25 protein-coding genes are annotated in these 25,820 nt (G+C 64.7%); 21 read left to right on the forward strand and 4 right to left on the reverse strand.

What is annotated here, in order from left to right; genetic code table 11:
• The first annotated feature begins 16 nt into the window (after positions 1–16).
• From Q5Z11_RS02140 to Q5Z11_RS02190, 11 genes are read left to right on the forward strand one after another with little or no spacing between them, the layout of a single operon-like run.
• Positions 17–3,760, forward strand: coding sequence for a nitrate reductase subunit alpha (locus Q5Z11_RS02140; protein ID WP_303748511.1), 3,744 nt, complete (start codon positions 17–19; stop codon positions 3,758–3,760).
• The gene (gene narH / locus Q5Z11_RS02145) at positions 3,760–5,304 is read left to right on the forward strand and encodes a nitrate reductase subunit beta (protein ID WP_303748512.1); all 1,545 of its coding nucleotides are present in this window, start codon (positions 3,760–3,762) and stop codon (positions 5,302–5,304) included. Before Q5Z11_RS02140 ends, narH begins: the two co-directional genes overlap by 1 nt.
• On the forward strand, positions 5,301–5,981 hold the full coding sequence (gene narJ, locus Q5Z11_RS02150) for a nitrate reductase molybdenum cofactor assembly chaperone (RefSeq protein ID WP_282269063.1): 681 nt from the start codon (positions 5,301–5,303) through the stop codon (positions 5,979–5,981). Before narH ends, narJ begins: the two co-directional genes overlap by 4 nt.
• Entirely contained in the window at positions 5,978–6,682 is a 705-nt protein-coding gene (gene narI / locus Q5Z11_RS02155; RefSeq protein WP_004146540.1) for a respiratory nitrate reductase subunit gamma, read from the forward strand. The genes narJ and narI overlap by 4 nt, the downstream gene beginning before the upstream one ends.
• A gap of 3 nt (positions 6,683–6,685) precedes the next feature.
• A complete protein-coding gene (locus Q5Z11_RS02160) occupies positions 6,686–7,576 on the forward strand; it encodes a peptidylprolyl isomerase (protein ID WP_303748513.1) in 891 nt (296 codons plus the stop codon).
• A 23-nt stretch (positions 7,577–7,599) separates the two neighbouring features.
• A complete protein-coding gene (locus tag Q5Z11_RS02165) occupies positions 7,600–8,931 on the forward strand; it encodes an MFS transporter (protein WP_303748514.1) in 1,332 nt (443 codons plus the stop codon).
• A gap of 44 nt (positions 8,932–8,975) precedes the next feature.
• Entirely contained in the window at positions 8,976–10,187 is a 1,212-nt protein-coding gene (locus Q5Z11_RS02170; protein WP_303748515.1) for an oxygen-independent coproporphyrinogen III oxidase, read from the forward strand.
• 7 nt (positions 10,188–10,194) lie between these two features.
• Positions 10,195–10,971 (forward strand): helix-turn-helix domain-containing protein, encoded by a 777-nt coding sequence (locus tag Q5Z11_RS02175; RefSeq protein WP_197606663.1) that lies wholly within the window; start codon positions 10,195–10,197, stop codon positions 10,969–10,971.
• A gap of 21 nt (positions 10,972–10,992) precedes the next feature.
• Positions 10,993–11,733 (forward strand): molybdate ABC transporter substrate-binding protein, encoded by a 741-nt coding sequence (modA, locus tag Q5Z11_RS02180; RefSeq protein ID WP_303748516.1) that lies wholly within the window; start codon positions 10,993–10,995, stop codon positions 11,731–11,733.
• 2 nt (positions 11,734–11,735) lie between these two features.
• Entirely contained in the window at positions 11,736–12,419 is a 684-nt protein-coding gene (gene modB / locus Q5Z11_RS02185) for a molybdate ABC transporter permease subunit (RefSeq protein WP_303749953.1), read from the forward strand.
• Positions 12,409–13,074 (forward strand): sulfate/molybdate ABC transporter ATP-binding protein, encoded by a 666-nt coding sequence (locus Q5Z11_RS02190; RefSeq protein ID WP_303748517.1) that lies wholly within the window; start codon positions 12,409–12,411, stop codon positions 13,072–13,074. The genes modB and Q5Z11_RS02190 overlap by 11 nt, the downstream gene beginning before the upstream one ends.
• A 9-nt stretch (positions 13,075–13,083) precedes the next feature.
• Here the strand turns inward: Q5Z11_RS02190 and Q5Z11_RS02195 are convergent, their stop codons facing one another.
• Positions 13,084–14,292: an NnrS family protein gene (locus tag Q5Z11_RS02195; protein ID WP_303748518.1), complete on the reverse strand. Its 1,209-nt coding sequence runs from the start codon at positions 14,290–14,292 to the stop codon at positions 13,084–13,086.
• Between the two features lie 142 nt (positions 14,293–14,434).
• Between Q5Z11_RS02195 and rocF the strand changes: the two genes are divergently transcribed.
• The 4 genes from rocF (at position 14,435) to Q5Z11_RS02215 (ending at position 16,251) form a co-directional block, all read left to right on the forward strand.
• Positions 14,435–15,355, forward strand: a complete 921-nt coding sequence (rocF, locus tag Q5Z11_RS02200; protein ID WP_303748519.1) for an arginase — start codon at positions 14,435–14,437, stop codon at positions 15,353–15,355.
• A 143-nt stretch (positions 15,356–15,498) separates the two neighbouring features.
• Positions 15,499–15,651 carry an entericidin A/B family lipoprotein gene (locus Q5Z11_RS02205; RefSeq protein WP_296248941.1) on the forward strand — a complete coding sequence of 51 codons (153 nt, stop codon included), beginning with the start codon at positions 15,499–15,501 and terminating at the stop codon, positions 15,649–15,651.
• Between the two features lie 54 nt (positions 15,652–15,705).
• Positions 15,706–15,843: an entericidin A/B family lipoprotein gene (locus Q5Z11_RS02210; protein ID WP_303748520.1), complete on the forward strand. Its 138-nt coding sequence runs from the start codon at positions 15,706–15,708 to the stop codon at positions 15,841–15,843.
• A 186-nt stretch (positions 15,844–16,029) separates the two neighbouring features.
• Entirely contained in the window at positions 16,030–16,251 is a 222-nt protein-coding gene (locus Q5Z11_RS02215) for a CsbD family protein (RefSeq protein WP_282269033.1), read from the forward strand.
• 205 nt (positions 16,252–16,456) lie between these two features.
• Here Q5Z11_RS02215 and Q5Z11_RS02220 read toward each other — a convergent pair whose 3' ends face one another.
• Complete coding sequence (locus Q5Z11_RS02220; protein ID WP_303748521.1) at positions 16,457–17,290, reverse strand: hypothetical protein; 834 nt, start codon at positions 17,288–17,290, stop codon at positions 16,457–16,459.
• A 121-nt stretch (positions 17,291–17,411) separates the two neighbouring features.
• Here Q5Z11_RS02220 and Q5Z11_RS02225 point away from each other — a divergent pair, with 121 nt between their 5' ends.
• The 4 genes from Q5Z11_RS02225 to Q5Z11_RS02240 all read left to right on the forward strand — a co-directional run bounded on the left by Q5Z11_RS02225 (position 17,412) and on the right by Q5Z11_RS02240 (position 21,845).
• Entirely contained in the window at positions 17,412–18,713 is a 1,302-nt protein-coding gene (locus tag Q5Z11_RS02225; protein ID WP_303748522.1) for a tryptophan--tRNA ligase, read from the forward strand.
• 23 nt (positions 18,714–18,736) lie between these two features.
• The gene (locus Q5Z11_RS02230; RefSeq protein ID WP_303748523.1) at positions 18,737–19,030 is read left to right on the forward strand and encodes a hypothetical protein; all 294 of its coding nucleotides are present in this window, start codon (positions 18,737–18,739) and stop codon (positions 19,028–19,030) included.
• Between the two features lie 85 nt (positions 19,031–19,115).
• Positions 19,116–20,051 carry an MBL fold metallo-hydrolase gene (locus Q5Z11_RS02235; RefSeq protein WP_303748524.1) on the forward strand — a complete coding sequence of 312 codons (936 nt, stop codon included), beginning with the start codon at positions 19,116–19,118 and terminating at the stop codon, positions 20,049–20,051.
• A 141-nt stretch (positions 20,052–20,192) separates the two neighbouring features.
• Complete coding sequence (locus tag Q5Z11_RS02240) at positions 20,193–21,845, forward strand: M28 family metallopeptidase (RefSeq protein ID WP_303748525.1); 1,653 nt, start codon at positions 20,193–20,195, stop codon at positions 21,843–21,845.
• Positions 21,846–21,953: 108 nt separating this feature from the next.
• Here Q5Z11_RS02240 and Q5Z11_RS02245 read toward each other — a convergent pair whose 3' ends face one another.
• Positions 21,954–23,288, reverse strand: coding sequence for an MFS transporter (locus tag Q5Z11_RS02245; RefSeq protein ID WP_303748526.1), 1,335 nt, complete (start codon positions 23,286–23,288; stop codon positions 21,954–21,956).
• 199 nt (positions 23,289–23,487) lie between these two features.
• Between Q5Z11_RS02245 and yedA the strand changes: the two genes are divergently transcribed.
• Positions 23,488–24,390, forward strand: a complete 903-nt coding sequence (gene yedA / locus Q5Z11_RS02250; RefSeq protein WP_303748527.1) for a drug/metabolite exporter YedA — start codon at positions 23,488–23,490, stop codon at positions 24,388–24,390.
• A complete protein-coding gene (rarD, locus tag Q5Z11_RS02255; RefSeq protein WP_303748528.1) occupies positions 24,387–25,298 on the forward strand; it encodes an EamA family transporter RarD in 912 nt (303 codons plus the stop codon). The genes yedA and rarD overlap by 4 nt, the downstream gene beginning before the upstream one ends.
• A gap of 115 nt (positions 25,299–25,413) precedes the next feature.
• Here the strand turns inward: rarD and Q5Z11_RS02260 are convergent, their stop codons facing one another.
• Positions 25,414–25,785 carry a VOC family protein gene (locus tag Q5Z11_RS02260; RefSeq protein ID WP_303748529.1) on the reverse strand — a complete coding sequence of 124 codons (372 nt, stop codon included), beginning with the start codon at positions 25,783–25,785 and terminating at the stop codon, positions 25,414–25,416.
• Positions 25,786–25,820: the final 35 nt, after the last annotated feature.

Genomic DNA, 25,820 nt, shown 5'->3' on the forward strand with positions numbered 1-25,820 from the left:
CGAACGGAGATTCACCATGAGCTATTTCCTTGATCGCTTGCAGTTCTTCAAGCGTGATCCACAACCCTTCGCCGATGGCCATGGGTTCAGCAAGAGCGAAGGGCGGGACTGGGAAAACAGTTATCGCGCCCGCTGGCAGTACGACAAGATCGTACGTTCCACCCACGGTGTGAACTGCACTGGCTCCTGCAGCTGGAAGATCTACGTCAAGAACGGCCTGGTCACCTGGGAAACCCAGCAGACCGACTACCCGCGGACCCGCCCGGACCTGCCCAATCACGAGCCACGCGGCTGCCCGCGTGGTGCCAGCTATTCCTGGTACCTGTACAGCGCCAACCGGCTCAAGTACCCGCTGATCCGCGGCACGCTGCTGCGCATGTGGCGGCAGGCCCGCAAGACCATGTCACCGGTCGAGGCCTGGGCCAGCATCGTGCAGGACCCGGCCAAGTCGCGCGAGTACAAGCGTCGCCGTGGCATGGGCGGTTTCGTGCGCCTGAACTGGGACGAGGCCAACGAGATCATCGCCGCCTCCAACCTCTACACCACCAAGGAATACGGCCCGGACCGCATCGTTGGCTTCTCGCCGATTCCGGCGATGTCGATGGTGTCCTACGCCGCCGGCGCGCGCTATCTGTCGCTGCTCGGTGGCGCCTGTCTGTCGTTCTACGACTGGTACTGCGATCTGCCGCCGGCCTCGCCGCAGGTATGGGGCGAGCAGACCGACGTGCCGGAATCGGCCGACTGGTACAACAGCCGCTACATCATCGCCTGGGGCTCGAACGTGCCGCAGACGCGTACGCCTGATGCGCACTTCTTCACCGAGGCGCGATACAACGGCACAAAGACGGTGGCGATCTGTCCCGACTACTCGGAGCTGGCCAAGCTCACCGACCATTGGCTGCATCCCAAGCAGGGTACCGATGCCGCGCTGGCATTCGCCTTCGGCCACGTGATCCTGCGCGAGTTCCACGTCGATACGCCCTCGCAATACTTCCAGGACTACTGCCGCCAGTACTCGGACATGCCGATGCTGGTGCGCATCGAGCGCCGTGCCGATGGCCGTCTGGTGCCGGGTCACTTCCTGCGCGCCAGTGAGCTGGGCGGTCTTGGTGAAAGCAATAACCCGGAATGGAAGACACTGGCGTTCGACGAGAACAGCGGTGATATCACCGTGCCGAATGGCTCGGTCGGCTTCCGTTGGGGCGAGAAGGGCAAGTGGAACATCGAGGAAAAGGCCAGCGATGGCCATGACACGCGCCTGCGCCTGAGTCTGGCCGACATCCACGACGGCATCGAGGCGGTGAGCTTCCCGTATTTCGGTGGCATCGAGAGCGACGGCTGGACCGCGGCACCGGCCGAAGAAGTACTGGAGCGCAACATCCCGCTGCGCCGCCTGCAGTTGGCCGATGGCGACGAAGCATTGGTGGCCACGGTTTATGACTTGTTGCTGGCGCAGTACGGCGTTGATCGCGGCTTCGGCGGCGGCAATGTTGCCAAGAGTTTCGATGACAATGTGCCGGGCACTCCCGCCTGGCAGGAGCGCATCACCGGCGTGTCACGTGCCGAGGTGATCGAGATCGCCCGTGAGTTCGCCCGCACCGCCGACAAGACCCATGGTCGCAGCATGATCATCGTCGGCGCCGGCATGAACCACTGGTTCCACAACGATATGAACTACCGCGGCCTGATCAACATGCTGGTCATGTGCGGCTGCGTGGGCCAGACCGGTGGTGGCTGGGCGCATTACGTGGGCCAGGAAAAGCTGCGCCCGCAGACCGGCTGGCAGCCGCTGGCCTTCGGTCTGGACTGGAGCCGGCCGCCACGGCAGATGAACGGCACCTCGTTCTTCTACTTCAATACCGGGCAATGGCGTTACGAGAAGCTGCAGGTCGACGAACTGCTGTCGCCGCTGGCCGATGCCTCCAAGTACAGCGGCAGCCTGGCCGACCTCAACCTGCGCGCGGTGCGCATGGGCTGGTTGCCGAGCGCGCCGCAGCTGGACCGCAATCCACTGCAGCTGGTGCGCGAGGCCGAACAGGCCGGCATCGCACCGGCCGACTATGCGCTGTCCAAGTTCAAGGACGGCTCGCTGGACTTCGCCTTCGCCGATCCGGATGCCGCGCAGAACCACCCGCGGATGATGTTCATCTGGCGCTCCAACCTGCTCGGTTCCTCCGGCAAGGGCCACGAGTACATGCTGCGGCATCTGCTCGGCACGCGCCATGGCCTGCAGGGCAAGGACCTGGGCGAGATGGGCGCGGTAAAGCCCGAGGACGTGAAGTGGCGTGACGAAGCCCCGGAAGGCAAGCTCGACCTGCTGGTGACGCTGGACTTCCGCATGTGCACCACCGCGCTGTACTCGGACATCGTGCTGCCGACCGCCACCTGGTACGAGAAGGACGACCTCAACACCTCGGACATGCATCCCTTCATCCACCCGCTGTCCAAGGCGGTGGACCCGGCCTGGGAATCGCGCAGCGATTGGGAGATCTTCAAGGGCGTCGCACGCACTCTCAGCGACATGGCGCCGGGTGTGCTCGGTGTCGAGAAGGATCTGGTGCTGGTGCCGACCCTGCACGACACGCCCAACGAACTGGGCATGCCGTTCGGCGTCGCCGACTGGAAGAAGGGTCAGTGCGAGGCCATCCCCGGCAAGACCATGCCGAGCATGGCGGTGGTCGAGCGCGACTACCCCAACCTCTACCGCAAGTTCACCTCGCTGGGCCCGCTGCTGGACAAACTCGGCAACGGCGGCAAGGGCATGAGCTGGGATACCAAGCACGAGGTGGAATTCCTCGGCAAGCTCAACCACACCGTGCTGGACGAAGGCATCAGCCAGGGCCGGCCGGCGATTGATACCGCCATCGATGCCTGCGAAGTGATCCTGCACCTGGCGCCGGAAACCAATGGCCATGTCGCGGTCAAGGCCTGGGAGTCGCTGGGCACCTTCACCGGCCGCGAGCACACGCATCTGGCGGTGGGCAAGGAGCACGAGGCGATCCGCTTCCGTGACATCCAGGCACAGCCGCGCAAGATCATTTCCTCGCCGATCTGGTCCGGCCTTGAAGACGACAACGTCAGCTACAACGCCGGCTATACCAATGTGCACGAGCTGATTCCTTGGCGCACCGTCACCGGCCGCCAGCAGTTCTACCAGGACCACGAGTGGATGATCGACTTCGGTGAGGCCTTCATGAGCTACCGGCCGCCGGTCAATACACGAACGGTGGAGCCGCTGCTCAACAAGCGCCAGAACGGCAACAAGGAGATCGTGCTGAACTGGATCACCCCGCACCAGAAGTGGGGCATCCACAGCACCTACAGCGACAACCTGATCATGCAGACGCTGTCGCGTGGCGGCCCCATCGTCTGGCTGAGCGAGGACGACGCACGCAATGCCGGCATCGAGGACAACGACTGGATCGAGCTGTTCAACGTCAACGGTGCGATCGCTGCGCGTGCGGTGGTAAGCCAGCGCGTTATGCCGGGCATGGCGATGATGTACCACGCCCAGGAACGCATCATCAATGTGCCGGGTTCGGAGATCTCCGGTACCCGCGGTGGCATCCACAACTCGGTGACCCGCATCGTGCTCAAGCCCACCCACATGATCGGCGGTTACGCGCAGCTGGCCTGGGGCTTCAACTACTACGGTACCTGCGGTACCAACCGCGATGAGTTCGTGATCGTGCGCAAGATGGACAAGATCGATTGGCTGGATGGTGAAGAGTCGGTTGTCGCCGCACGGGAGGTGGTGTGATGAAAGTACGTGCCCAGATTGCGATGGTCTTGAACCTGGACAAGTGCATCGGCTGCCATACCTGCTCGATCACCTGCAAGAACGTGTGGACCTCGCGCGAAGGCGTGGAGTACGCCTGGTTCAACAATGTCGAGACCAAGCCCGGCATCGGTTATCCCAAGGAATGGGAAAACCAGGAGAAGTGGAACGGCGGTTGGGTGCGCAACGGCAGCGGCAAGCTGGTGCCGCGCGCCGGTGGCCGCTGGCGCATGCTGGCCAAGATCTTCTCCAACCCCGACCTGCCGCAGATCGACGACTACTACGAGCCGTTCGACTTCGATTACCAGCACCTGCACGACGCACCGGAGCTGAAGCACCAGCCGACCGCACGGCCGCGCTCGCTGCTGACCGGCCAGCGCATGGAGAAGATCGAGTGGGGCCCGAACTGGGAGGAAATCCTCGGCAGCGAGTTCTCCAAGCGCTCGCGTGATTACAACTTCGACAAGGTGCAGAAGGAGATCTACGGCGCCTTCGAGAAGACCTTCATGATGTACCTGCCGCGGCTGTGCGAGCACTGCCTCAACCCGGCCTGCGTCTCAGCCTGTCCTTCCGGTGCGATCTACAAGCGCGAGGAAGACGGCATCGTGCTGATCGACCAGGACAAGTGCCGTGGTTGGCGCATGTGCGTGTCGGCCTGCCCGTACAAGAAGATCTATTACAACTGGAAGAGCGGCAAGTCCGAGAAGTGCATCTTCTGCTACCCGCGCATCGAGATGGGCGAGCCCACCGTGTGTTCGGAAACCTGCGTGGGCCGCATCCGCTACCTCGGGGTGATGCTGTACGACGCCGACCGCATCGCCGAGGCCGCATCGGTGGCGGCGGAGAAGGACCTGTACCAGTCACACCTGGACATCTTCCTGGACCCGTTCGACCCGGCGGTGATCGAGGCCGCGCGTGCCGAAGGCATTCCCGACAGCTGGCTGGAATCGGCCAAGCAGTCACCGGTCTACAAGCTGGCCATCGACTGGAAGCTGGCGCTGCCGCTGCACCCGGAATACCGCACCTTGCCGATGGTCTGGTACGTGCCGCCGTTGTCGCCGATCCAGTCGGCGGCAGAGCGTGGCCATGTCGGCATGAGCGGCGAACTGCCGGATATCGCCTCGCTACGCATCCCGGTCCGTTACCTGGCCAATCTGCTGACCGCCGGTGACGAAGCGCCAGTCATCCGCGCACTGGAGCGTTTGATGGCGATGCGTGCCTGGCGCCGCGCCAAGAACGTGGACGGCGTGGAAGACATGCGTGTGCTCGAACAGGTCGGTTTGACCCCGAGGCAGGTGGAGGAGATGTACCGCTACCTGGCCATCGCCAACTACGAGGATCGCTTCGTGATCCCGACCGCGCACCGCGAGTACGCCAACGACGCCTTCGGCGAGCGTGGCGGTTGCGGCTTCACCTTCGGCAATGGCTGCAACGGCGACAGCCCGGCCGACCTGTTCACCCAGCGCAAGAGCACCACCTTCGCGGTGCATCCCAACCGCCAGCACCGGCATGAGGTGGTGAAATGAGTGTGCTCAAGCTGATTGGCGTATTGCTGGACTATCCGCGTGACGAGCTTTGGCAGCATGGCGAGGAGCTGCTTGAGGCCTGCGACGATCCGGCGCTGTCGCCGGCCCGTCGCAGGCAGTTGCAGACCTTCGTCCGTGACCTGCTCGCTACCGACCCGCTGGACGCGCAGGACCGCTGGCTGGCCACCTTCGACCGTGGCCGCTCGATGAGCCTGCTGGTGTTCGAACACATCCACGGCGAATCGCGTGACCGCGGCCAGGCCATGGTCGACCTGATCGATGCCTATCGCAAGAACGGTTTCGAGCTGGATGCGCGCGAACTGCCGGACTACCTGCCGCTGCTGCTGGAATACCTCTCGCATCGGCCGCAGGCCGAGGCCAAGGACTGGCTGCACCACATCGGCCACATCGCCGGCATGCTCGCTGCGCGCGCGGCCGAGCGGCAGCTGCCGCATGCGGTGCTGCTGGAGATCCTGGTCGAGGCCGGCGAGGGCAAGGTCAACCTGGCCGTGCTGCGCCAGCGGGCCAGCGAAGAAGTGCGCGACGACACCGTCGAAGCCATGGACCGCCTGTGGGAAGAGGAAGCGGTGCGCTTTGGCGCCGATGCACCTTCGCAGGATTGCGATCCACCCCATCGTTCACCGGCACGCGCGCAGCCGCGGGAGATCCAGCCATGAATTACCTCAATCAGTTCGCCTTCCAGTTCTATCCCTACATCGCGGTGGCGGTGCTGTTGATCGGCAGCTGGGCGCGCTATGACAAGGCCATGTACAGCTGGCGTACCGGCTCCACCCAGTTGCTGTCCGACCGCGGCATGCGCTTTGGCAGCAACTGCTTCCACATCGGCATCATCGCCATCCTCGGCGGTCACTTCGTCGGCCTGCTGACCCCGCATGCCCTGTACGAGCCCTTCATCACTTCCTCGCAGAAGCAGTTGCTGGCAATGGTGGTGGGTGGCTTCTTCGGTGCGCTGTGCTTCGTCGGCATCACCATCCTGCTGGTGCGTCGCCTGACCAATGCGCGGGTACGTGCGATCGGCAGCTTCGGTGACACGCTGGTGCTGGTGCTGCTGTTCGCCCAGCTCTGCCTTGGCCTGTACAGCATCAAGGTCTCGGCCGGACACCTGGATGGCGGGGTGATGGTGATGCTGGCCGAGTGGGCGCAGCACATTGTCACCTTCCGTGCCGGTGCGGCCGATTACGTCGAAGGCGTGCATTGGGTCTACAAGGCGCACATCTTCCTCGGCCTGACGCTGGTGCTGATCGCCCCGTTTACCCGCCTGGTGCATGTGTGGAGCGTGCCGATCAGCTACCTGTGGCGTCCGTACCAGGTGGTGCGCCGCCGCCAGGCCACGCTGCGCTACGGTCCGCGGGAGTAACTCATGGGCAGCCTGCCACGCATTCTCCCGATCACCGTCATCGACTCGCAGACACCGGTGCCGGCCGAGGCCGGCCACCATCACGACGCCGATGATGGCCCGCGCAGCCTCGGCCAACCGGCACCGTGCAGCCTGTACGTGCAGGACACACCGATCAGCGAGGCCGATATCGCCCGCGAGATGCAATACCACCGGGCGATGCGCCCGGAGCAGTCACGCGCCGACGCGGCACGTGCGCTGGTGGTACGCGAGCTGCTGCGGCTGGAAGCCGAGCGGCTTGGTCTGGCCGACGCCCCCGGCGTCGGCCAGGAGACCAGCGAAGAAGCCCGCATCCAGCAACTGATCGAACAGACGCTGGAAGACCGCGTGCCAACCGAAGACGACTGCCAACGCTACTTCGCGCAGAACCCCGAGCGCTTCCGCTCGCCCGACCGTATCCGCGTTCGCCACATCCTGCTGGCGGCACCGGCCGACGATATCGCTGGCCGGCTGAAGGCCCGCACCCAGGCCGAGAAGCTGATCGCCGAACTGTTGGAACAGCCACATCTGTTCGCCGATCTGGCCGCGCGCCATTCGCAATGCCCGTCCAGCAGCGAAGGCGGCGAGCTGGGTTGGCTGCAACGCGGCCAGACCACGCCGGAGTTCGATCGCCAGGTATTCCGCCTGCGGCAGGGCCTGGCGGGCTTCCCGGTGGAATCGCGTTGGGGCTATCACGTGGTCAGCATCGATGCGCTGGAGGCCGGAACAGCGCTCACTTTCGAGCAGGTTCAGCCGCAGATCAGCGACTACCTCGAATTGCAGGTGCGCCAGCGTGACGTGCAGCAGTTCCTGCTGGAGCTGCGCGAGCGCTACCCGGTACGCGGGCTGGAAGACATCGAAGCACAAGCCGAGTAAGACGTAATCCCCCAGGAGCGGCAATGAGCCAGAATTTGCAGAACATCAGCAGCGGCGAACAACAACGTGCGCTGTGGCTGAGTACCTTCGCCTTCACCGTGTGTTTCGCGGTGTGGATGATCTTCGCCATCATCGGCATCCAGATCAGCGAGCAACTGGGTTTGAATGACACTCAGTTCGGCCTGCTGATCGCCACCCCGGTATTGACCGGCTCGGTGATCCGCGTCTTCCTCGGCATCTGGTCCGATCAGTTCGGTGGCCGCAAGGTGATGACCCTGGTGATGCTGTGCGGCGCAGTCGCGACCTGGCTGCTGACCTATGCACAGACCTACCCGCAGTTCCTGCTGGCGGCCTTGTTCGTCGGCATCGCCGGCGGTAACTTCTCGGTCGGCGTCACCTATGTGTCCAAGTGGTTCCCGGCGGAGAAGCAGGGCACCGCGCTGGGCATCTTTGGTGCCGGCAACATCGGGTCGGCCGTAACCAAGCTGCTGGCGCCGCTGGTGATGGTGGCCTCGGGTTGGATGATGGTGGCCAAGCTGTGGGCCGTCGGTCTGGCGGTGACCGCCGTGCTGTTCTATCTGTTCAGCAAGGAAGATCCTTCGCTGGAGGACCGCCGCCGCAGTGGCGTCAAGCCGATGTCCTTCGCCGAGCAGATGGCACCGCTGAAGAACCTGCAGGTGTGGCGCTTCTCGCTGTATTACTTCTTCGTGTTCGGCGGCTTCGTCGCGCTGGCACTGTGGCTGCCGCACTATCTGGTCGGCGCCTACGGCATGGATGTGGGCACCGCAGGCGTACTGGCTGCGTGTTATTCGATCCCGGCCAGCCTGTTCCGGGTGGTGGGCGGCTGGATGTCCGACCGCATCGGTGCACGGCGGGTGATGTACTGGACGCTGGGTGTGTCGGTGATCTGCACCTTCATTCTGGCCTATCCGGATACCCGCTACATCGTGCAGGGCATACACGGCGAGATCAGTTTCCACCTGGCGATCAGCGTGACCCTGTTCACCGTGCTGGTATTCGTGCTCGGCTTCTTCATGTCGCTGGGCAAGGCCGCGGTGTACAAGCACATCCCGGTTTACTACCCGCAGCACGTGGGCTCGGTTGGTGGTGTGGTCGGCATGATCGGTGGCCTCGGCGGCTTCATCCTGCCCATCGTGTTTGGCGCCTTGAATGATGCGCTAGGCATCTGGAGCAGCTGCTTCATGCTGCTGTTCGTGCTGGTCAGCATTGCGCTGGCGTGGATGCACTTCGCCATCCGTCGGATGGAGCGTCGCAACTTCCCGCAGCTGGATCGCGAGACCGACCTGCCTGAAGCCATCGACGCCGCAGCTGCGGAGAAACAGCGCCGGGCTTGATCCAGATCAGTGAAAACCGGCGGTCCGTGCGCGAGGATGGATGCATGTCAGTAGAGACCGCCGGGATGGATGACGCCACATTGCATGTTGCTTTGCTGCAGCAGCCCGCGCACGTGCTGTTCCCGGCGCCGGCGGAGCTGAGTCCTGGCTTCGCCGAGGCCGGCTGGCGCGCAGCCATGCAGGCCAGCAACGAGCATCTGATTCCGCGCGCGCTCACCTTGGGGTTCTGCGCACCACCGCATGACCTGGAGCGCGCCGAGAACGTGCTGGACGCGCTGCTGGTCTGCCTGCGCCTGCATGCCAACATGCTGGCCAGCGACCGCGAAGTGGCGGCCATGGTGCTGCAGCCCGGCATCGTCGAACATCTGCCACCTGCGCTACTGGGCCGCCTGTTGGACGCGGTGCCGGAGCAGCTGTGCACCATCGCCCGCCCGCAGGTCGAGGTGCGTCTTGATGCGGCCAGCGATGTCGCACCGGCTTCCTTGCGTGAGGTTGGCTGCACGCGGATGACGGTGATCGACCATGCCGGCGTCGACGGACCGGCAATGCTGGCGCAAGCCCAGCAGGCCGGGTTCACCGCCTGCTATTACCAGCTGCGGGTGCCGTGCTACGCCGATGTGTCGTTCCTGCGGCGGTTGCAGCGTGTGCTGGAGCTGGCACCCGAACGCATCATCCTGCCGTCGCCCGCCTTGCTGCCCGAGTACCCCTTGCCAACGGACTGGCTGCAGGCATGGCGGCTGTTGCGTGCTGGTGGCTACCTGCCGCTGGGCGGCGATCACTACCAGCGGCCGGACCTGCCGATGCCGTCGCGCAACGGCGATGGCCAGCGTCATTGTGACCTGCTCGGTGTGCCGCGGCGCGAACGCCATGATTTGCTCGGCATCGGTGTGGGTGCCTGCAGCCAGATCGGCGATGTCATCTGCCGCATCGAGCCGGAGCTGCGCAATTGGCGCGCCTGCCTGGTGGTGGGGCAGCCGGGGATATCCTCCGGGCTTATTCTTTCCGAGCATGAACGCATGACCGATGAGGTGGTGCAGAGCCTGGCCTGCGACCACGCGTTGGATATGGGCGCGTTCGAATGGCGCAACGCGCAGCCATTCGACGCCTGCTTCGAGCACGCATGGGCGCGCGTCGGCATGTTCATCGAACGCGGCTGGCTACGGCGTGACGGCGACATGTTGTTGATCCAGAACGAAGGTGAGCTGCTGTGGCGTATGATCGCAGCGTGCTTCCGCCCCTTGGCTGCTGTTGCTTGAAAACGGAATGACGTCACCTACGCCCCCACCGCGCGGCCCCCTGGGAACCGCGACACCGAATCCAGCCGCTGCCGGCGACGGTGACGCGCTGCATTTCTGCACGACCTGTGCGTTCTCCGATGCCTGCAGCTCGCAGGGCTACGACAAGACCGCGCTGAACGAGCTGCACGTGATGGTCGACCACGTTGGGCCCTACCATGCGGGCGACTACATCTTCCGCGCGGGTGAGCCCTTCGATGCAATCGCTGCGGTGCGCGCTGGCATGGTCAAGACCTTTGTCGACGACAGTCTCGGCAATGAACAGGTGCTGGGTTTCTCGCTGCCAGGCGAAGTCATTGGCCTGAACGCCATCCACGGTTCGCGCTATCCCTGCAATGCGGTGGCGCTGGATACCGTGCACCTGTGCCGTATCTCGTTTCCGCGCATCAGCATGCTGGCCAGCCGCATGCCTGGCCTGCAGGCCAAGCTGTTCAGCCTGCTCAGCGCCGAGATCGGCAAGGCCGCCTTGCTGGCCGCCAACTACCGCACCGAGGAACGCATGGCCGCGTTCCTGCTGGATATCTCCAACCGCTACGCGCGGCGTGGATTTTCCGCACACCGCTTCAACCTGACCATGACCCGCACCGAAATCGCCAACTACCTGCGCATGGCTCCAGAAACCGCCAGCCGCGTACTGCGGCGGTTGAGTGACGAGGAAGTCATTGCGGTGAAGCAGCGTGAGATCATCCTGCTGCAACCCGAGCGCCTGGCGCTGATGGCGGCCACCGATGATGCAAGCGAATGATGCCCAACCGAGGATGCATGCATGAACAAGCTGTGGGCGTTGTTGTTGCTGGCTGCCACCCTGCCGGCAAGCGCGGCTGAACTGACGGTCTCCGCTGCATCCAGCCTGACCGAGAGTTTCCGCGAGATTTCCGCTGCGTACGAAAAAGCCAACCCGGGCACGAAGGTTGATTTGAACTTCGCCGCCTCCGGCACCTTGCTGCAGCAGATCGCGCGCGGCGCGCCGGTCGATGTGCTGGCCTCGGCCGACCAGGCCACGATGGCGCAGGCCAGCACCGAAGGCCTGATTGATCCAACGACGCAGCACGTATTCGCGCAGAACAGCCTGTGGGTGGTGGTGCCGCCGCAGGCCAGCAACAAGCCGACCACGTTGGCGGCACTGGCCAAGGCCGATGTGAAGCGCGTCGCCATCGGCAACCCCGACAGCGTGCCGGTAGGCCGCTATGCACGCGGTGCGCTGCAGCAGGCCGGCTTGTGGCCGACGATGCAGGCCAAGATGATCAGCACCCAGAACGTGCGGCAATCGCTGGACTACGTGGCGCGTGGTGAAGTGGATGCAGGCTTCGTCTATGCCACCGACGCACAGGCGATGAGCGAGCGCGTGCAGCGCGCCTTCCAGGTGCCGGTTGCCGGCGGCATCAGCTATCCGCTGGCAATGGTGAAGAGCAGCCGCAATGCCGCCGAAGCCAGGCGCTTCATCGCCTTCGTGCGCTCGGCGCCGGGCCAGGCCATCCTGCACAGGCACGGGTTCGGCAGCCCTTGATGGTGGATCTGGACTGGAGCGCGCTGTGGTTGTCGTTGAAGGTGGCCGGCTGGGCGACCGCGATCAACCTCGTGCTCGGTGTCGGATTCGGCGCCTTGCTGGCGCGGCGGCGCTTTCCTGGCCGTGAGTTGCTGGACACGGTGTTCACCTTGCCGATGGTGTTGCCGCCAACGGTGCTTGGTTATTACCTGCTGGTGCTGATCGGCAGCAAGGGCCCGCTCGGCGCATGGCTGGAGAGCAGTTTCGGCATCAATCTTGTGTTTACCTGGCAGGCTGCGGTGATTGCTGCTGCGGTGGCTTCGTTCCCGCTGGTGTTCAAACCAGCGCGTGCGGCATTTGAAGACGTTGATGGGCAGCTGGAACAGGCTGCACGCACCTTGGGCGTGTCCGAACTGGCGCTGTTCTTCCGGGTGACCTTGCCGCTGGCATGGCGCGGCATTCTTGCCGGCCTGTTGCTGGCGTTCGCCCGTGCGATGGGCGAGTTCGGCGCCACCATCATGGTCGCCGGCAGTATTCCCGGGCGCACCCAGACCTTGTCCATCGCCATCTACGAAGCGGTGCAGGCCGGCAACGACGGCCGTGCCAATGCCTTGGTGCTGCTGTCCTCGCTGGTCTGCATCAGCGTGCTGCTGCTCGCTGCGCGGCTGGTCGGACGGCGGCAGGAGGGGGCGCGCAATGTGGCTTGAGTTGGACGTCCAACGCCTTCTGAGCGCGGCTGGCCAGCAGTTCCAGCTGCAGGCGGCCTTGCGCTGCACCCAGCCGAATGTGGTGTTGTTCGGTCCGTCTGGCGCAGGCAAGAGTTTGACCTTGAAGGCGGTGGCCGGGTTGCTGCGGCCGGATGCCGGTGTGATCCGCATGCACGGGCAGGCGCTGTTCGATGCGGCGGCAGGTATCAACCTCTCACCGCAGCGGCGCCGCATCGGCTATGTGTTCCAGGACTACGCCTTGTTCCCGCACCTGACGGTGCGGCAGAACGTGGGTTTTGGCCTGCAGCGAGGCCTGTTGAATCCGCCGCGGAGCCGTCGTATCGAGGCGGTCGAGCAATGGTTGCAGGCGTTCCGCATCGATCACCTCGGAGACCTGTTGCCCGCGCAGATCTCCGGCGGCCAGCGTCAGCGCACCGCCTTGGCGCGGGCGCTGGTGACCAGGCCGCAGGCGCTGCTGTTGGATGAGCCGTTCGCTGCGCTCGACCACGCCCTGCGTGCGCATCTGCGCCAGGAATTGGAAACCGTGTTGGACCAGACCGGCATTCCGCTGCTGCTGATCAGCCATGATCCGGAAGACGTGGACGTGTTCGGCCAGCAGGTGGTGCATCTGGCCGACGGCCGTGTGCAGGTCTGAGCACAGCGCTCAGTCCGGCTTTCCATCCGCACGCGGGCGCCAGTAGATCCACCCCAACCGCAGCAGCCACGGCGCAAGCACCAGCAGCCAGCCAGCAGCAGCCACGGCATGCCAGCGCCAGGGATCGTCCAGCAGCGGAGCGAGGATGCGTAGCAGTGCAACCAGTTGCAGGCCGAGCAGGGCGATCCAGGCGACCATCGGCATCACCAGCGCACGCCCGGAATGACCTTGGGTCACACGTGTGACCATCGCCACCAACAAGCTCCCAAACAAACCAATCGCCAAGGCATGCAGCGGTGCGCGTTCCAGCCAACCCGCGTGGCCGGCGAGCGCGGCGATGTCCTGCAGCAGATACAACAGCATCGCCAACGGCCACCACGCCAGCCCGTAAAACAGCACGCTCAACAGCGGCGGCTTGGGACCGCGCGGCCACCAGCGCCACAGCGAGTACAACGACAGCAGCAGCAAGCCGGCGTCGGCCAGCAGCGTGACCAGCGGCAGCAGCAGCGATTCGCCGAGCAGGTGCAGCAGGCACAGCGCCCACAGGATCGCCAGCCATTGCGGTGGCCGCCACGCCTGGTAACCCGGCACCACGTTGCCGGCGAAGAACGGAAACATGCGATGGGCGACGCTGGCGTAGATCGGCAGCAACAGTGTGAAGGTGCCGATCGACACGCTCAGTGCCTGCCCTCGGACATCGCCGCCTGCGGCAGCGATGGCGAAGCAGAGCAGGCCTATCCAGCCCAGCAGCAAGCCGGACCAGCACGACCACGCATGCCAGGTGCGACCTTTCTCCTGCAGCAGCAAACGGCCAAGTGCGACCAGGCCGAACGCCCAACCCAGCAATCCCAACAACAGGGCCAGCCACACTCCCGGCTGCCAGCCTAGGCTGGCCGCAAGCAGCGTGATCTGCGCGCCGAACAGGCCGCCGCCGACCCCGGCGTACTGCCATCGCGGCAGTGCTGGCAATCCCATCCAGCGCGGGAACACCGTCAGCAGGAAGCCGAAGATGAAGCTCGGCAGCACCAGATACTGCATCCACAGCCCGTGCAGCCATGCCGGCGGCACGGCGGGTGCGGGCAGGGGATTGCCCAGCTGCAGTCCACCCAGCCACAGCGCCCACCAGCCCATCGCCAGGCCGAGATTGCTCACGCCGATGAAGAACAACAGCCGGTGTGGGGCGGCAAGGAGGACTGGCGTGGGCGAGGTCGTGTTCACGGCGCGAGTATCCTCCCGGCAGCGCTGGCGCTGCCTGATAAAAGTCATCTTCGCCGCGCACAATCCGGCTATGCCTGCTGCGCTGCCGCAAGGCGGATGCGGGTCGGCTCGCTAAACTGATTTCATTTGCAACGGAGGTGGTATGAGCAGTTTTCGTCCGGTGTCGCTGATTGGCGTGCCTACCGATGTGGGTGCCGGCGCGCGCGGTGCGCGGCTGGGCCCGGAGGCGCTGCGTATCGCCGGCCTGCCCGAGGCGCTGGTGGAGCGCGGCGTTGATGTGCGCGACATCGGCAACCTCGATGGTCCGCGTAATCCATGGACCGGCCCGGTACAGGGCTACCGTCATCTCGACGAAGTGGTGGCATGGAACCACGCACTGATGGAAGCCAGCTACGCCGAGCTGAAGGAAGGCCGCATGCCGATCATGCTCGGTGGCGACCATTGCCTGGGCGTTGGTTCGATCACTGCGGTCGCACGCTGGTGCCGTGAGCAGGGCAAGCAGTTGCGCGTGCTGTGGCTGGATGCGCATTCGGACTTCAACACCTCCGATGTCACTCCGTCGGGCAACATCCATGGCATGCCGGTGGCCTGCCTGTGTGGCCTCGGGCCGGAAGGCTTGACCCACCTCGGCGGCAGTGCCCCGGCGATCGCGCCGTGGCAGGTGCACCAGATCGGCATCCGCTCGGTTGATCCGGAAGAGAAGCGCCTGATCAAGCAGCACCGAGTTGATGTCTACGACATGCGTTACATCGACGAAGCCGGGATGAAGCGGACGATGGAAGCCGCGTTGCACGGCATCGATGCCAACACCCATCTGCATGTCAGTTTCGACGTGGACTTCCTCGACCCCAGCATCGCGCCGGGCGTCGGCACCACGGTTCCCGGCGGCGTCAATTACCGCGAAGCACAGCTGGTGATGGAGATGATTGCCGACACCGGCTTGATGGGCTCGCTGGACATCGTCGAGTTGAACCCGCTGCTTGATCACCAGAACCGCACCGCCGAACTTGCGGTGGACCTGGTGGAGAGTCTGTTCGGCAAATCCACGCTGATGCGCGATTAACAATCGACCGACATCACTGAACGTGTGCTGCGCGACTTCACGCGGAGCACACGGCCGAGCCGCCAGATTCGTCTTCACACGCGGACTGCCTGCCGCTGGTCACCGGCCACGGCATCCGCATTGAAGGGAGGAGAAGACGAATGATGAAGCGACTGTTGATGTTGGCCCTGGTGGGCGCGTTCTCGGTTGGCATGCTCAGCGGCTGCAATACCGTGGCGGGCGCCGGCAAGGACATGCAGAAGGCCGGTGAAAAGGTCGAAGACAAGGCGCAGGATTGCAAAGACGGCAAGTGCTGATGAACACGCGGCCCGTTGTGGGCCGCACCGATGGAACCACCACAGGAGAAACACATGAAGCGTTTGGTTGCCCTGATGATGTTGTCGCTGTTCTCGGTCGCGGTGTTGGCTGGCTGCAATACCGTTGCCGGTGCAGGCAAGGACGTGCAGAAGGCCGGTGAAAAGGTGGAGGATGCTGCCAAGGGTCATTGATCCGGCAGGGTCCTGCAGATGAACGAAAAGGCCGGCAATGCCGGCCTTTTTCATGCACGGAGTCCGCTAGCTGAAGCGATGTTCACCAAAGTCAGCAGCACACAACGAAACATGGACCTGATGCCAACGGCGCGGCGGCGAAGCTGGTCCCACGCGAATCAACCGCGTATCCGCAGGAGAAGCGTAATGAACAAAGACATCATTTCCGGCAAGTGGACCCAGCTCAAGGGCAAGGTACAGGCCAAGTGGGGCGATATCACCGATGACGACATGAAGGTGGCTGAAGGCAACGCCGAATACCTCGCAGGTCGCCTGCAGGAACGCTATGGCTGGGCCAAGGACCGCGCGGAAACCGAAGTGCGCGACTTCCAGAAAGCGCTGCACAAGGACTACCCGGATTACCACTGATGCCGGGTGATTGACGGAAGTCGTCTGCCTCAATCAGAAGCCGATGCCAGTCCTCTGGCATCGGCTTCTTTTTTGCCTTTTTGTAGGAGCGGCGTGAGCCGCGAAGCAGGGGGTTCATCAGATGGCACAACTTGCAAGCGTTGGGGCAATGTCAGCTTCGCGGCTCACGCCGCTCCCACAAATCAATGGCAATCTGGTTTAGCAATCAGCGCCCACGCACCGGCGGGTCCGGTACGAAACCACTCGGGAAGGCCTGCGGCGAGTTGTCCACGCGACGATGGCCGCGCGGCAATACGCCCAACGCCACCAGCCGCTGCCGCGAGTCATAACGCACCTCGCTGACCTGTACCGGATTACGGCTTGCACGCTCGAAGCTGGTCAGCGACGAGCTCGACCACTCACGCTCACCGTGACCGGTGCCCAGCCGCTGCCGCGATTCACTCTTGGCCATCGCACTGGGTGCAGCGGCTTCAGCCGCCCGCCCGCTGGAATTTGCGCTGGCACTGGCCTCGGCACGGTCCTCGTACTGCGGCATCGGTCGCGGCGCAGGCCTTGGCGCCGGCAGCGGGCGCACGTCATACACCGGGCGACGTGCCTCGTTGAACACCGCGATGCCGATCACCCCGACATTGGCCGGGCGACCGGTACGGCTGGCATAGCTGTCGCTGGAGCTGGTGAACACGAACTGCGCCACCTCGGCATTGGATTTGCGCCAGCCGGTGATCTCGCTGCTCTGCCACGGCTCCAGTACATAGCCGGACTGGCTGGGCGAGGCGGTCTGGCCGGTGATGGCGTTGACCCCGTCCACCGACAGCACCACCAGCACGCGCTGGCCGCTGCGGTTCTGCATGCGCACGCTGTAGCGGTGGCCGGGGCTGCCGGCCACCCATTGCTGGCCCCGGTGCGGGTACAGGTCCAGCTCCTGCCCGTCGTCGCGGTCGATCACCGACAGCTGCACCGGACCCTCATCTGCCGGCCGTACCGGGCTGAACCCGCATAGCGCGACAACCGACAACACACTGGCTAGAAAACGGTACATGGCAGGCTCCTTGGCGGGGTACGTGGCTTGAAACGGCCAGGCGCGGGCAATGGGGTTGAGGGCGGGGACAGGCTGGGGCGGTTACACTGGCCCGGTTCATCCGCTCGTCAGCTTGGTTTACATGACTACCCGCGTCCTCACCGGCATCACCCCCTCCGGCACTCCCCACCTCGGCAATTACGTCGGCGCGATCCGCCCGGCCATCGCCGCCAGCCAGGCCTCGGATATCGAGAGCTTCTTCTTCCTGGCCGACCTGCACAGCCTGATCAAGGCGCAGGAGCCCGAGCGCACCCAGCGTTCGACCCTGGAGATCGCGGCCAGTTGGCTGGCCTGCGGCCTGGACCCGGACAAGGTGTGGTTCTACCGCCAGAGCGACATCCCGGAAACCACCGAGCTGATGTGGTTCCTCACCGTGGTTGCCAGCAAGGGCATCCTCAACCGCGCCCATGCCTACAAGGCGGCGGTGGACAAGAACCGCGAGGAACAGCTCGACGACGACGCAGGCGTCAGCGCCGGCCTGTTCATGTACCCGGTGCTGATGGCCGCCGATATCCTGATTTTCAACGCCAACAAGGTGCCGGTGGGTCGCGACCAGATCCAGCACATCGAGATGGCGCGCGATTTCGCCCAGCGCTTCAACCACGTCTACGGCAAGGAGTACTTCGCCCTGCCGGAAGTGATCATCGACGAACAGGTGGCCACCCTGGCAGGCCTGGACGGCCGCAAGATGAGCAAGAGCTACAGCAACACCATCCCGCTGTTCGTGCCGCGCGATGAGCTGAAGAAGCTGGTGTTCTCCATCCTCACCGACTCGCGCCTGCCCGGCGAGCCCAAGGACACAGAAGGCTCGGCGCTGTTCCAGATGTACCAGGCTTTCGCCAGCCCGGAGCAGACCGCAGTCTTCGCCAAGGCCTTTGCCGAGGGCATCAGCTGGGGCGATGCCAAGCAGCAGCTGTTCGAACGCATCGACGCCGAGCTGTCGCCGCTGCGCGAGCGCTACAACGCCTTGATGGCCGAGCCCGAGAAGATCGAAGCCATCCTGCGCAAGCGTGGCCAGCAGCTGCGCGAGCAGTTCGCCATCCCGCTGCTGAAGGAACTGCGCCACGCTGTTGGCCTGCGTGACCTGTCTGCCGCCGGTGACAAGCCCAAGGCGGCGGTCGCTGCCAAGGCGGCGCTGCCGCTGTTCAAGCAGTACCGCGAAAAGGATGGCCGCTTCTACTTCAAGCTGCTCGATGGCGAAGGCACGCTGCTGATCCAGAGCGAGGGCTTTGACTCGCCGCGCGATGCCGGCCAGTTGATCGCCGTGCTCAAGCAGGCCGAGCAGGGCGATGCGCTGCAGAGCGAACTGTTCAAGGTCGAAGTGGAAGTGGAGCCGGTGCTGGCGGCGTTGCGCGAACTGCGCGAGGCAGCGGCGAAGGAGTAATCACCCTGTGGAGGAGCACGTCGATGGCCTGGTTGTCGTTGTTGTTGTTTCTCCCCTGGTTCTGCGTGATGGCGGCGCTGTACTGGTGGTTCCCGCGCCAGCCGCGCAATCGCACACGTACTTTGTTTGATGCATCGATGCTGGTGCTGGCCCTGGTGGCCAGCATCGGCTTCATGTTGTGGGGCTACCACGTGGGCGCCACCGAGGTGGCCGAAGGCCTGTGGAAGCAGATCCTGGCCGTGCTGTACGCCTACGGCGGCTTCCTGGCGGTGATGGTGCTTGCCCTGCTGCTGCGCCCGCGCGTGCTGCAGCACTGAGCCGGTACGGCTGCGACAAAAGTCCGGGTTGAGTGCGGGCAAGGCGGCTGGCAGGATCGAAGCCAGTTTCTGCCGGAGTCTCCGCATGTCCGCTGCCTATGGCATCCACACCATCGACACCGCGTTCCAGCGCGATCACTTCGATGCGGCCTACCTGATCGTGCAGGATGGGCGCGGCGCGTTCGTCGATTGCGGCACCACACATTCCCTGCCGAATCTGCTGGCCTGCATTGCGCAGGCGGGGTTGACGCCTGCGGACATTGATTGGCTGATCGTCACCCATGTGCACCTGGATCATGCCGGCGGTGCCGGTGCGTTGATGCAGCAGTTGCCCAATGCAAAGCTGGTGGTACACCCGCGCGGCGCCCAGCACATGATCGATCCGACCCGGCTGATTGCCGGTGCAACGGCGGTGTACGGCGAAGCCGAGATCGCGCGCAGCTATGGCCGGATCGTGCCGGTGCCGGCCGAGCGTGTGGTGGTTGCCGAGGATGGGCATCGGGTGTCATTGGCAGGCCGTGAGCTGGTCTGCGTGGATACGCCGGGGCACGCCCGGCATCACTTCTGCGTGTGGGACGCAGCCAGCCGCAGCTGGTTCACCGGCGATACTTTCGGTCTGTCGTACCGCGAGCTGGACCATGCCGGTGGTGCGTTCATCATCCCCACCTCGTCGCCGGTGCAGTTCGAGCCGGAGGCGATGCATGCTTCGATCGAACGCTTGATGCGCGAATCACCCGAAGGGATGTACCTGACCCATTACGGCCGCGTCGAAGAAACCGCGCGATTGGCCAGGGACCTGCACGAACAGATCGACGCAATGGTGGCGATCGCACAACGCTGCAACGGCGAGCCGGAGCGGCATCGCCTGCTGGTGGACGCGCTGGGTGGGTTGTACGTAGCGCGGTTGAGGTTGCAGGGCAGCCCGCTGGACGCGGCAGTGGTGCTGCGCGTGCTGGCGATGGACATCGAACTCAACGCGCAAGGTCTGGCCTGCTGGCTGGACCGCGACAAAAACCGGTAGTGCCGAGCCATGCTCGGCAGGGGCCTTCCCGGTGGAGCGCCTGCCGAGCATGGCTCGGCACTACAGCGCTGTCGCGCCTACCAAGGCAATGGCGGTTAGAATCTGCCATTCATTCTGTCGTTGGTAGTTGCCGTGAACCCGATGCGCATCCTGCTGCTGTCCTCCTGCCTGTTCGTGGGCGGTATCGCCTCGGCGGCCAATGACCTGCCCGGCGGTGGCATCGATCCGGAAGCATTGTCGCGACATGTGCGCATCCTCGCCTCGGACGAGTTTGAAGGCCGCGCCCCGGCCTCGGCCGGTGAGCAGCGCACGGTGGACTATCTGGTCGACGAATTCCGCAAGGCCGGCCTGCAGCCGGGCGGCAAGGACGGCAGCTGGGTGCAGGAAGTGCCGCTGGTCCGCGCGACGGTGGATGGCCCGGTACAGGCCAGCCTGAGCTTGAACGGCAAGTCGGTGCCCCTGGTCAACGGTGAGGACATCACCCTGCAGAGCCTCAGCCCGTTCGGTGTGGTCGACCAGCAGGACACACCGCTGGTGTTCATCGGCTACGGCATCTCCGCGCCGGAACGGCATTGGGACGATTACAAGGGCCTGGACCTGAGCGGCAAGATCGCCGTCGTGCTGATCAATGACGCCGACTTCGAAACCGAAGCGCCGGGTGCGTTCGACGGCAAGGCGGTCACCTATTACGGCCGTTGGACCTACAAATTCGAGGAAGCCGCACGCCGCGGCGCCGAGGGCGTGCTGATCGTGCACGAGACCGCTCCGGCCGCCTATCCGTGGGCAACAGTGAAGGCGTCCGGCACTTCGCCGCTGTTCGATATCGAACGCAGCAACGACGAGGCCCAGGCCGCGCATACGCCGGTACGCGGCTGGATGCAGCGGGCGCTGGCTGAGCGCATCTTCAGCGCCGCTGGCCTCGATTTCGAGACCGAGAAGCGCAAGGCGATGAAGGCCGACTTCCGTCCTGTCGAGCTGGGCGACGCGAGCCTCACCACCAGCTTCTGGGTCAATCGTGAGCGCGTGGTCACCCGCAATGTGGTGGCCAAGCTTGAAGGCAGCAGCCATCCGCAGGAATCGGTGATCTTCTCGGCGCACTGGGATGCCTTCGGCGTCGGCCAGCCGGACGCAAGCGGCCAGACCGTGCGTCACGGCGCCATCGACAACGCCACCGGCGTGGCCTCGGTGCTGGAGTTGGGCCGCGTGTTCGCCGCCGGCCCGCGCCCGCAGCGCTCGCTGTACTTCATCGCGTTGACGGCCGAAGAGAAGGGCCTGCTTGGTGCCAGCTATTACGCCGCGCACCCGCTGGCACCGCTGGAAACCACCGCGGCGGTGTTGAACATCGAGATGTTCAGCCCGGACGGTGAAACTGCTGATATCGCGACCTGGGGCAATGGCCGGGTTTCGCTGGAAGACGATGTGCAACGCGTTGCACAGGCACGTGGCCGTCGCTGGTCACCGGATCCGAACCTGGAGGCTGGTTTCTTCTACCGCGCCGACCACTTCGCGTTTGCCCGCAAGGGTGTTCCGGCGATCACTGTCGGCGCTGGGCTGGACAAGCTGGACGGCGGCGTTGCCGCCGGCCGCGCGCTGCGTGATGCCTATTTCGCCAAGTGCTACCACCAGGCCTGCGATGCGTGGTCGCCGCAGTGGGATGCGCGTGGTCTGGCCGCCGATACCTTGCTGGTTTATGACATGGGTCTGGAGCTGGCCAACAGCCGGAAGTGGCCGACCTGGCAGAAGGGCGCGGAGTTCGAGGCTGCGCGTGAAGCGAGTGATTCCGCTCGGCGTTGAATGGCCTTGTTCTGCACTGAGTGATGAGAAGGCCGGCGGACTTGTTCCGCCGGCTTTTTTGCTCTCATCCAAGCCCCAAGCCACGTCGGCTCCATTGCTTGTACTGCCTTATCGGCGCGTACCATCCAACCAGTTCGGCCCCTTGTTCTCCAGAAAGAACACATAGACCACCAGCGACACCGCAATCACCGCCGTCACGTAGATCGCAAACGTATCCACATGCCCGGTCTTCAGCGCGCCCTGGTACAGCAACGGCGCAGTACCGCCGAACAGTGAATTAGCCATCGCGTAGCCAAAGCCCACACCCAAGGCACGCACATGTGTCGGGAACAGCTCGGCCTTCACCACTGCATTGATCGAGGTATAGCCGGTCAGGATGACGAAGCCGACTGCCAGCACCAGGAAGGCCATCAGTGGATCATGCTGCTGCGGAAGCTGGGTGATCATGTACCAGCTGTAGAGCACGCCGCCGACGCCGAAGAACACCAGCAGGCTCTTGCGGCCAACGATGTCCGACAGCCAGCCACCCACCGGTTGCAGCAGCATCAGGAAGGTGAGCACGCCGAGGTTGATCACGGTCCCGGTCATTACGTCGTTACCCGCAAACGCGCTCTGGATCATCTTCGGCCCGTTCACCGAGTAGGTGTAGAAGGCAACCGTGCCACCTGCGGTGATCAGGAAGCACAACAGCAACGGCCGCCACTGGTGCACGAACAGTTCGTACATCGAGCCGGATGCCTTGGCGCGGCCATCCTTCGCGGCTTCGATGGAATCGGAGGTCAGTGATTCGTCCATGCTCCGGCGCAACCAGAACACCACGATGGCGGCGATGCCGCCGATGCCGAAGGCGATGCGCCAACCCCAGGCGGAAATCTCGGGCTTGTCCCACAGCAGCAACATGCCGAGCAGGGTCAGCTGCGCCAGTACGTGGCCGCCAACCAGGGTGACGTAGTGGAACGAGGACAGGAAGCCGCGCCGGCCGGGGATCGCCGCTTCGGACATGTAGGTGGCGCTGGTGCCGTACTCGCCACCGGTGGCGAAACCCTGTGCCAGCCGCGCGAACAACAGGATCAGCGCCGCCGCGCCACCGATCTGCGCGGCGGTCGGGGTGATCGCGATCAGGAACGAGCAGGCCGCCATCACCGTCACTGAAACCGTCAGTGCGCGGCGGCGGCCATAGCGGTCGGCGAAACGGCCGAAGTACCAGGCGCCGATCGGCCGCATCAGGAAGGTGGCCGCGAAGATCGCCCACACGTAGATGGTGGAGTTCTTGTCGGCGGCCGAGAAGAACTGCGACTCGAAGTACACCGCGAACACCGAGTACACATAGACGTCGTACCACTCGACCAGATTGCCGGCCGAGCCCTTCAAGGTATTGGAGATGGAGCGGCGCAGGGCGGCGCGGTCGGAGGCTGCCGGTGCGCTGGCGGTGACGGTGTTCATGCAGGAGCTGTCCTCGCTTGATGGCCAAGGGCCGGACGACGCACGCCGTGGTGACGTTGTGCTTGCCTCCACGCTACCGCAGTGCGTGTATGGATGATGTAGGTAGCTTGCCAAACGAATACAGCATGCTGTTTTTCAGACTGATCTCGGCGCCGCTGTGCCCTAGAATTCACCTTCCCCCGAATGGTGGCACCGCCTCATGTCCTCCCCCGTATCCACGCCGGCTGCTCCTCCCAGGGGTGGCCTTGTCGTTTTGGCCTTGTTCCTGGTCTACGTGGTGTGGGGGTCGACCTATCTCGGCATTCATCTCGCGCTGGAAAGCGGGCTGCCGCCGCTGACGGTGATCTCCGGCACGCGCTTCCTGCTCGCCGGCAGCCTGCTCTATGCCTTCCTGCGCTGGCGTGGCGTCGCCGCGCCTACCCGCGCGCAGTGGAAGACCGTGGCGGTGATGGGGGTGTGCCTGCTGTTCCTCGGCAATGGCATGGTGGTGCTGGCCGAACGCGATGTGTCGTCCGGTCTGGCAGCGGTGGCGGTGGCCTCGGTGCCCTTGTGGATGGCGCTGTTCTCGGCCATCCGTGGCGAGAAGGCCACGCTTGGCGAGTGGCTGGGCATCGCCATTGGTTTCGTCGGCGTGGTCTGGCTCAACGCCGGCAGCAGCCTGACCGCGACGCCGACCGGGCTGATTTTGTTGCTGATCGCGCCGCTGGGCTGGGCCGGTGGCTCGATCTGGTCGCGCAGCCGCGACCTGCCATCGCCGTTCATGACGGCCGCCGGGCAGATGCTGTGTGGTGGCGTGGTGCTGATCAGTGTTGGCCTGCTGCGCGGTGAACGCATCAGCGCGCTACCCAACCTGCAGGGTCTGTTGTCGGTGAGCTACCTGACCGTATTCGGCTCGATCATCGCCTTTACCGCCTACGTGTGGCTGCTGCACAACGTGCGCCCGGTGCTGGCCAGCAGCTATGCCTACGTCAATCCGGTGATTGCCGTGGCGCTGGGCGCGTGGATCGCGCATGAGCGTTTCAGCATTTCCGATCTTGGCGCGATGGCGGTGATCCTGGCCGGCGTCGTGGTCATCACCCTTGCAAGGCTGCGTCGCGCATGAACAGCAACAGCGAAACCCGCAACGGCCTATGGGCCACCACCCTGGCCTTCGTCATCTGGGGCCTGTTCCCGCTGTACTGGCACCTGCTCAAGGAGGTGCCGTCGTTCCTGATCATTGCCCACCGCATTGTCTGGAGCGCGGTGCTGCTGGTCGGTGGGCTGGGCATCATGCGCGGCTGGGGCTGGTTGACCGAGGTATGGGCCACGCCGCGCCGGTTCTGGCTGCTGGGCCTGTCCAGCCTGCTGATCGCGCTGAACTGGAGCCTGTACATCTGGGCGGTGAACGCCGGCCACGTGGTCGAGACCAGCCTTGGCTACTTCATCAACCCGCTACTGAGCGTGCTGCTCGGGGTGATGGTGCTCGGTGAGCGGCTCGGCAAGCTGCAGTGGTTGGCGGTGGCGCTGGCAGCCCTGGGCGTGGCCTGGCTGACCTGGCAGAGCGGCCGTCCGCCGTGGATCGCGATTGGCCTGTCCATCACCTTTGGCCTGTATGGCCTGCTGCGCAAGCTGGTGGTTGTCGATGCGGTGAGCGGGCTGGGTGTGGAAAGCCTGTTCATGGTGGCACCGGCGCTGGCTTATGTGATCTGGGCCGAGGCCGGCCATGGCGGCGGTTTCATTTCCGGTTGGGGCGTTGGCAACGACGTGCTGCTGGTGCTGGCCGGCGCGGTCAGCGCGATCCCGCTGATTGCCTTCGCCTTCGGCGTGCGGCGGGTGCCGCTGACCGTGGTCGGCCTGCTGCAGTACATCGCGCCGACCCTGCAGTTCCTGGTCGGGGTGCTGGTGTTCCGTGAAGCCTTCAATGCCAGTCAGCTGGTCGGCTTCTGCCTGATCTGGGCTGGCCTGGTGGTGTTCGCGGTGGCGGGTGTGCGCAAGGCGCGCATGGCACGTGCGCAGGCACCGGCGGCATAAGCAGCACCCACGGTAGCCCGGGTAAGCGCTGCGCACCCGGGGCTGTTGGCGCATAGGGTGCTGACCGCCGTATCTCCTGCTCCCGGGTGCGCTGCGCTTGCCCGGGCTACGCCACTCAGCGGTTGATGACGGCTTCGATGCGGTGCCCGTCCGGGTCGATCAGAAACGCTGCGTAGTACAGCGGCCCATAGTCCGGGCGCAGGCCCGGCGCACCGTTGTCGCTGCCACCGATGGCCAGCGCGCTCGCATGGAAGCGATCAACCGCAGGACGATCCGGCGCGGCGAAGGCCAGATGAAAGCCTGCACTGGCTGCGCTGGCATCATCGCGCAGCTTCAGGCAGAACAGATCCTCATCGTCGACCAGCCCATAGCCGATGGCGGTGTCGTCCTCGAAAACGCGGCGGAAGCCCAGCGCGCCCAGCGCGGCATCGTAGAACGCGCCGCCCAGGACAAGGTCGCGTACCGGGAAGGAAACGTGGTGCAGCATTTCGAGCGACCTGCGGGTTGGCGGGGTAGTGCTGA

The organism is Stenotrophomonas sp. 610A2 (assembly GCF_030549615.1).
Lineage (GTDB): Bacteria > Pseudomonadota > Gammaproteobacteria > Xanthomonadales > Xanthomonadaceae > Stenotrophomonas > Stenotrophomonas pigmentata.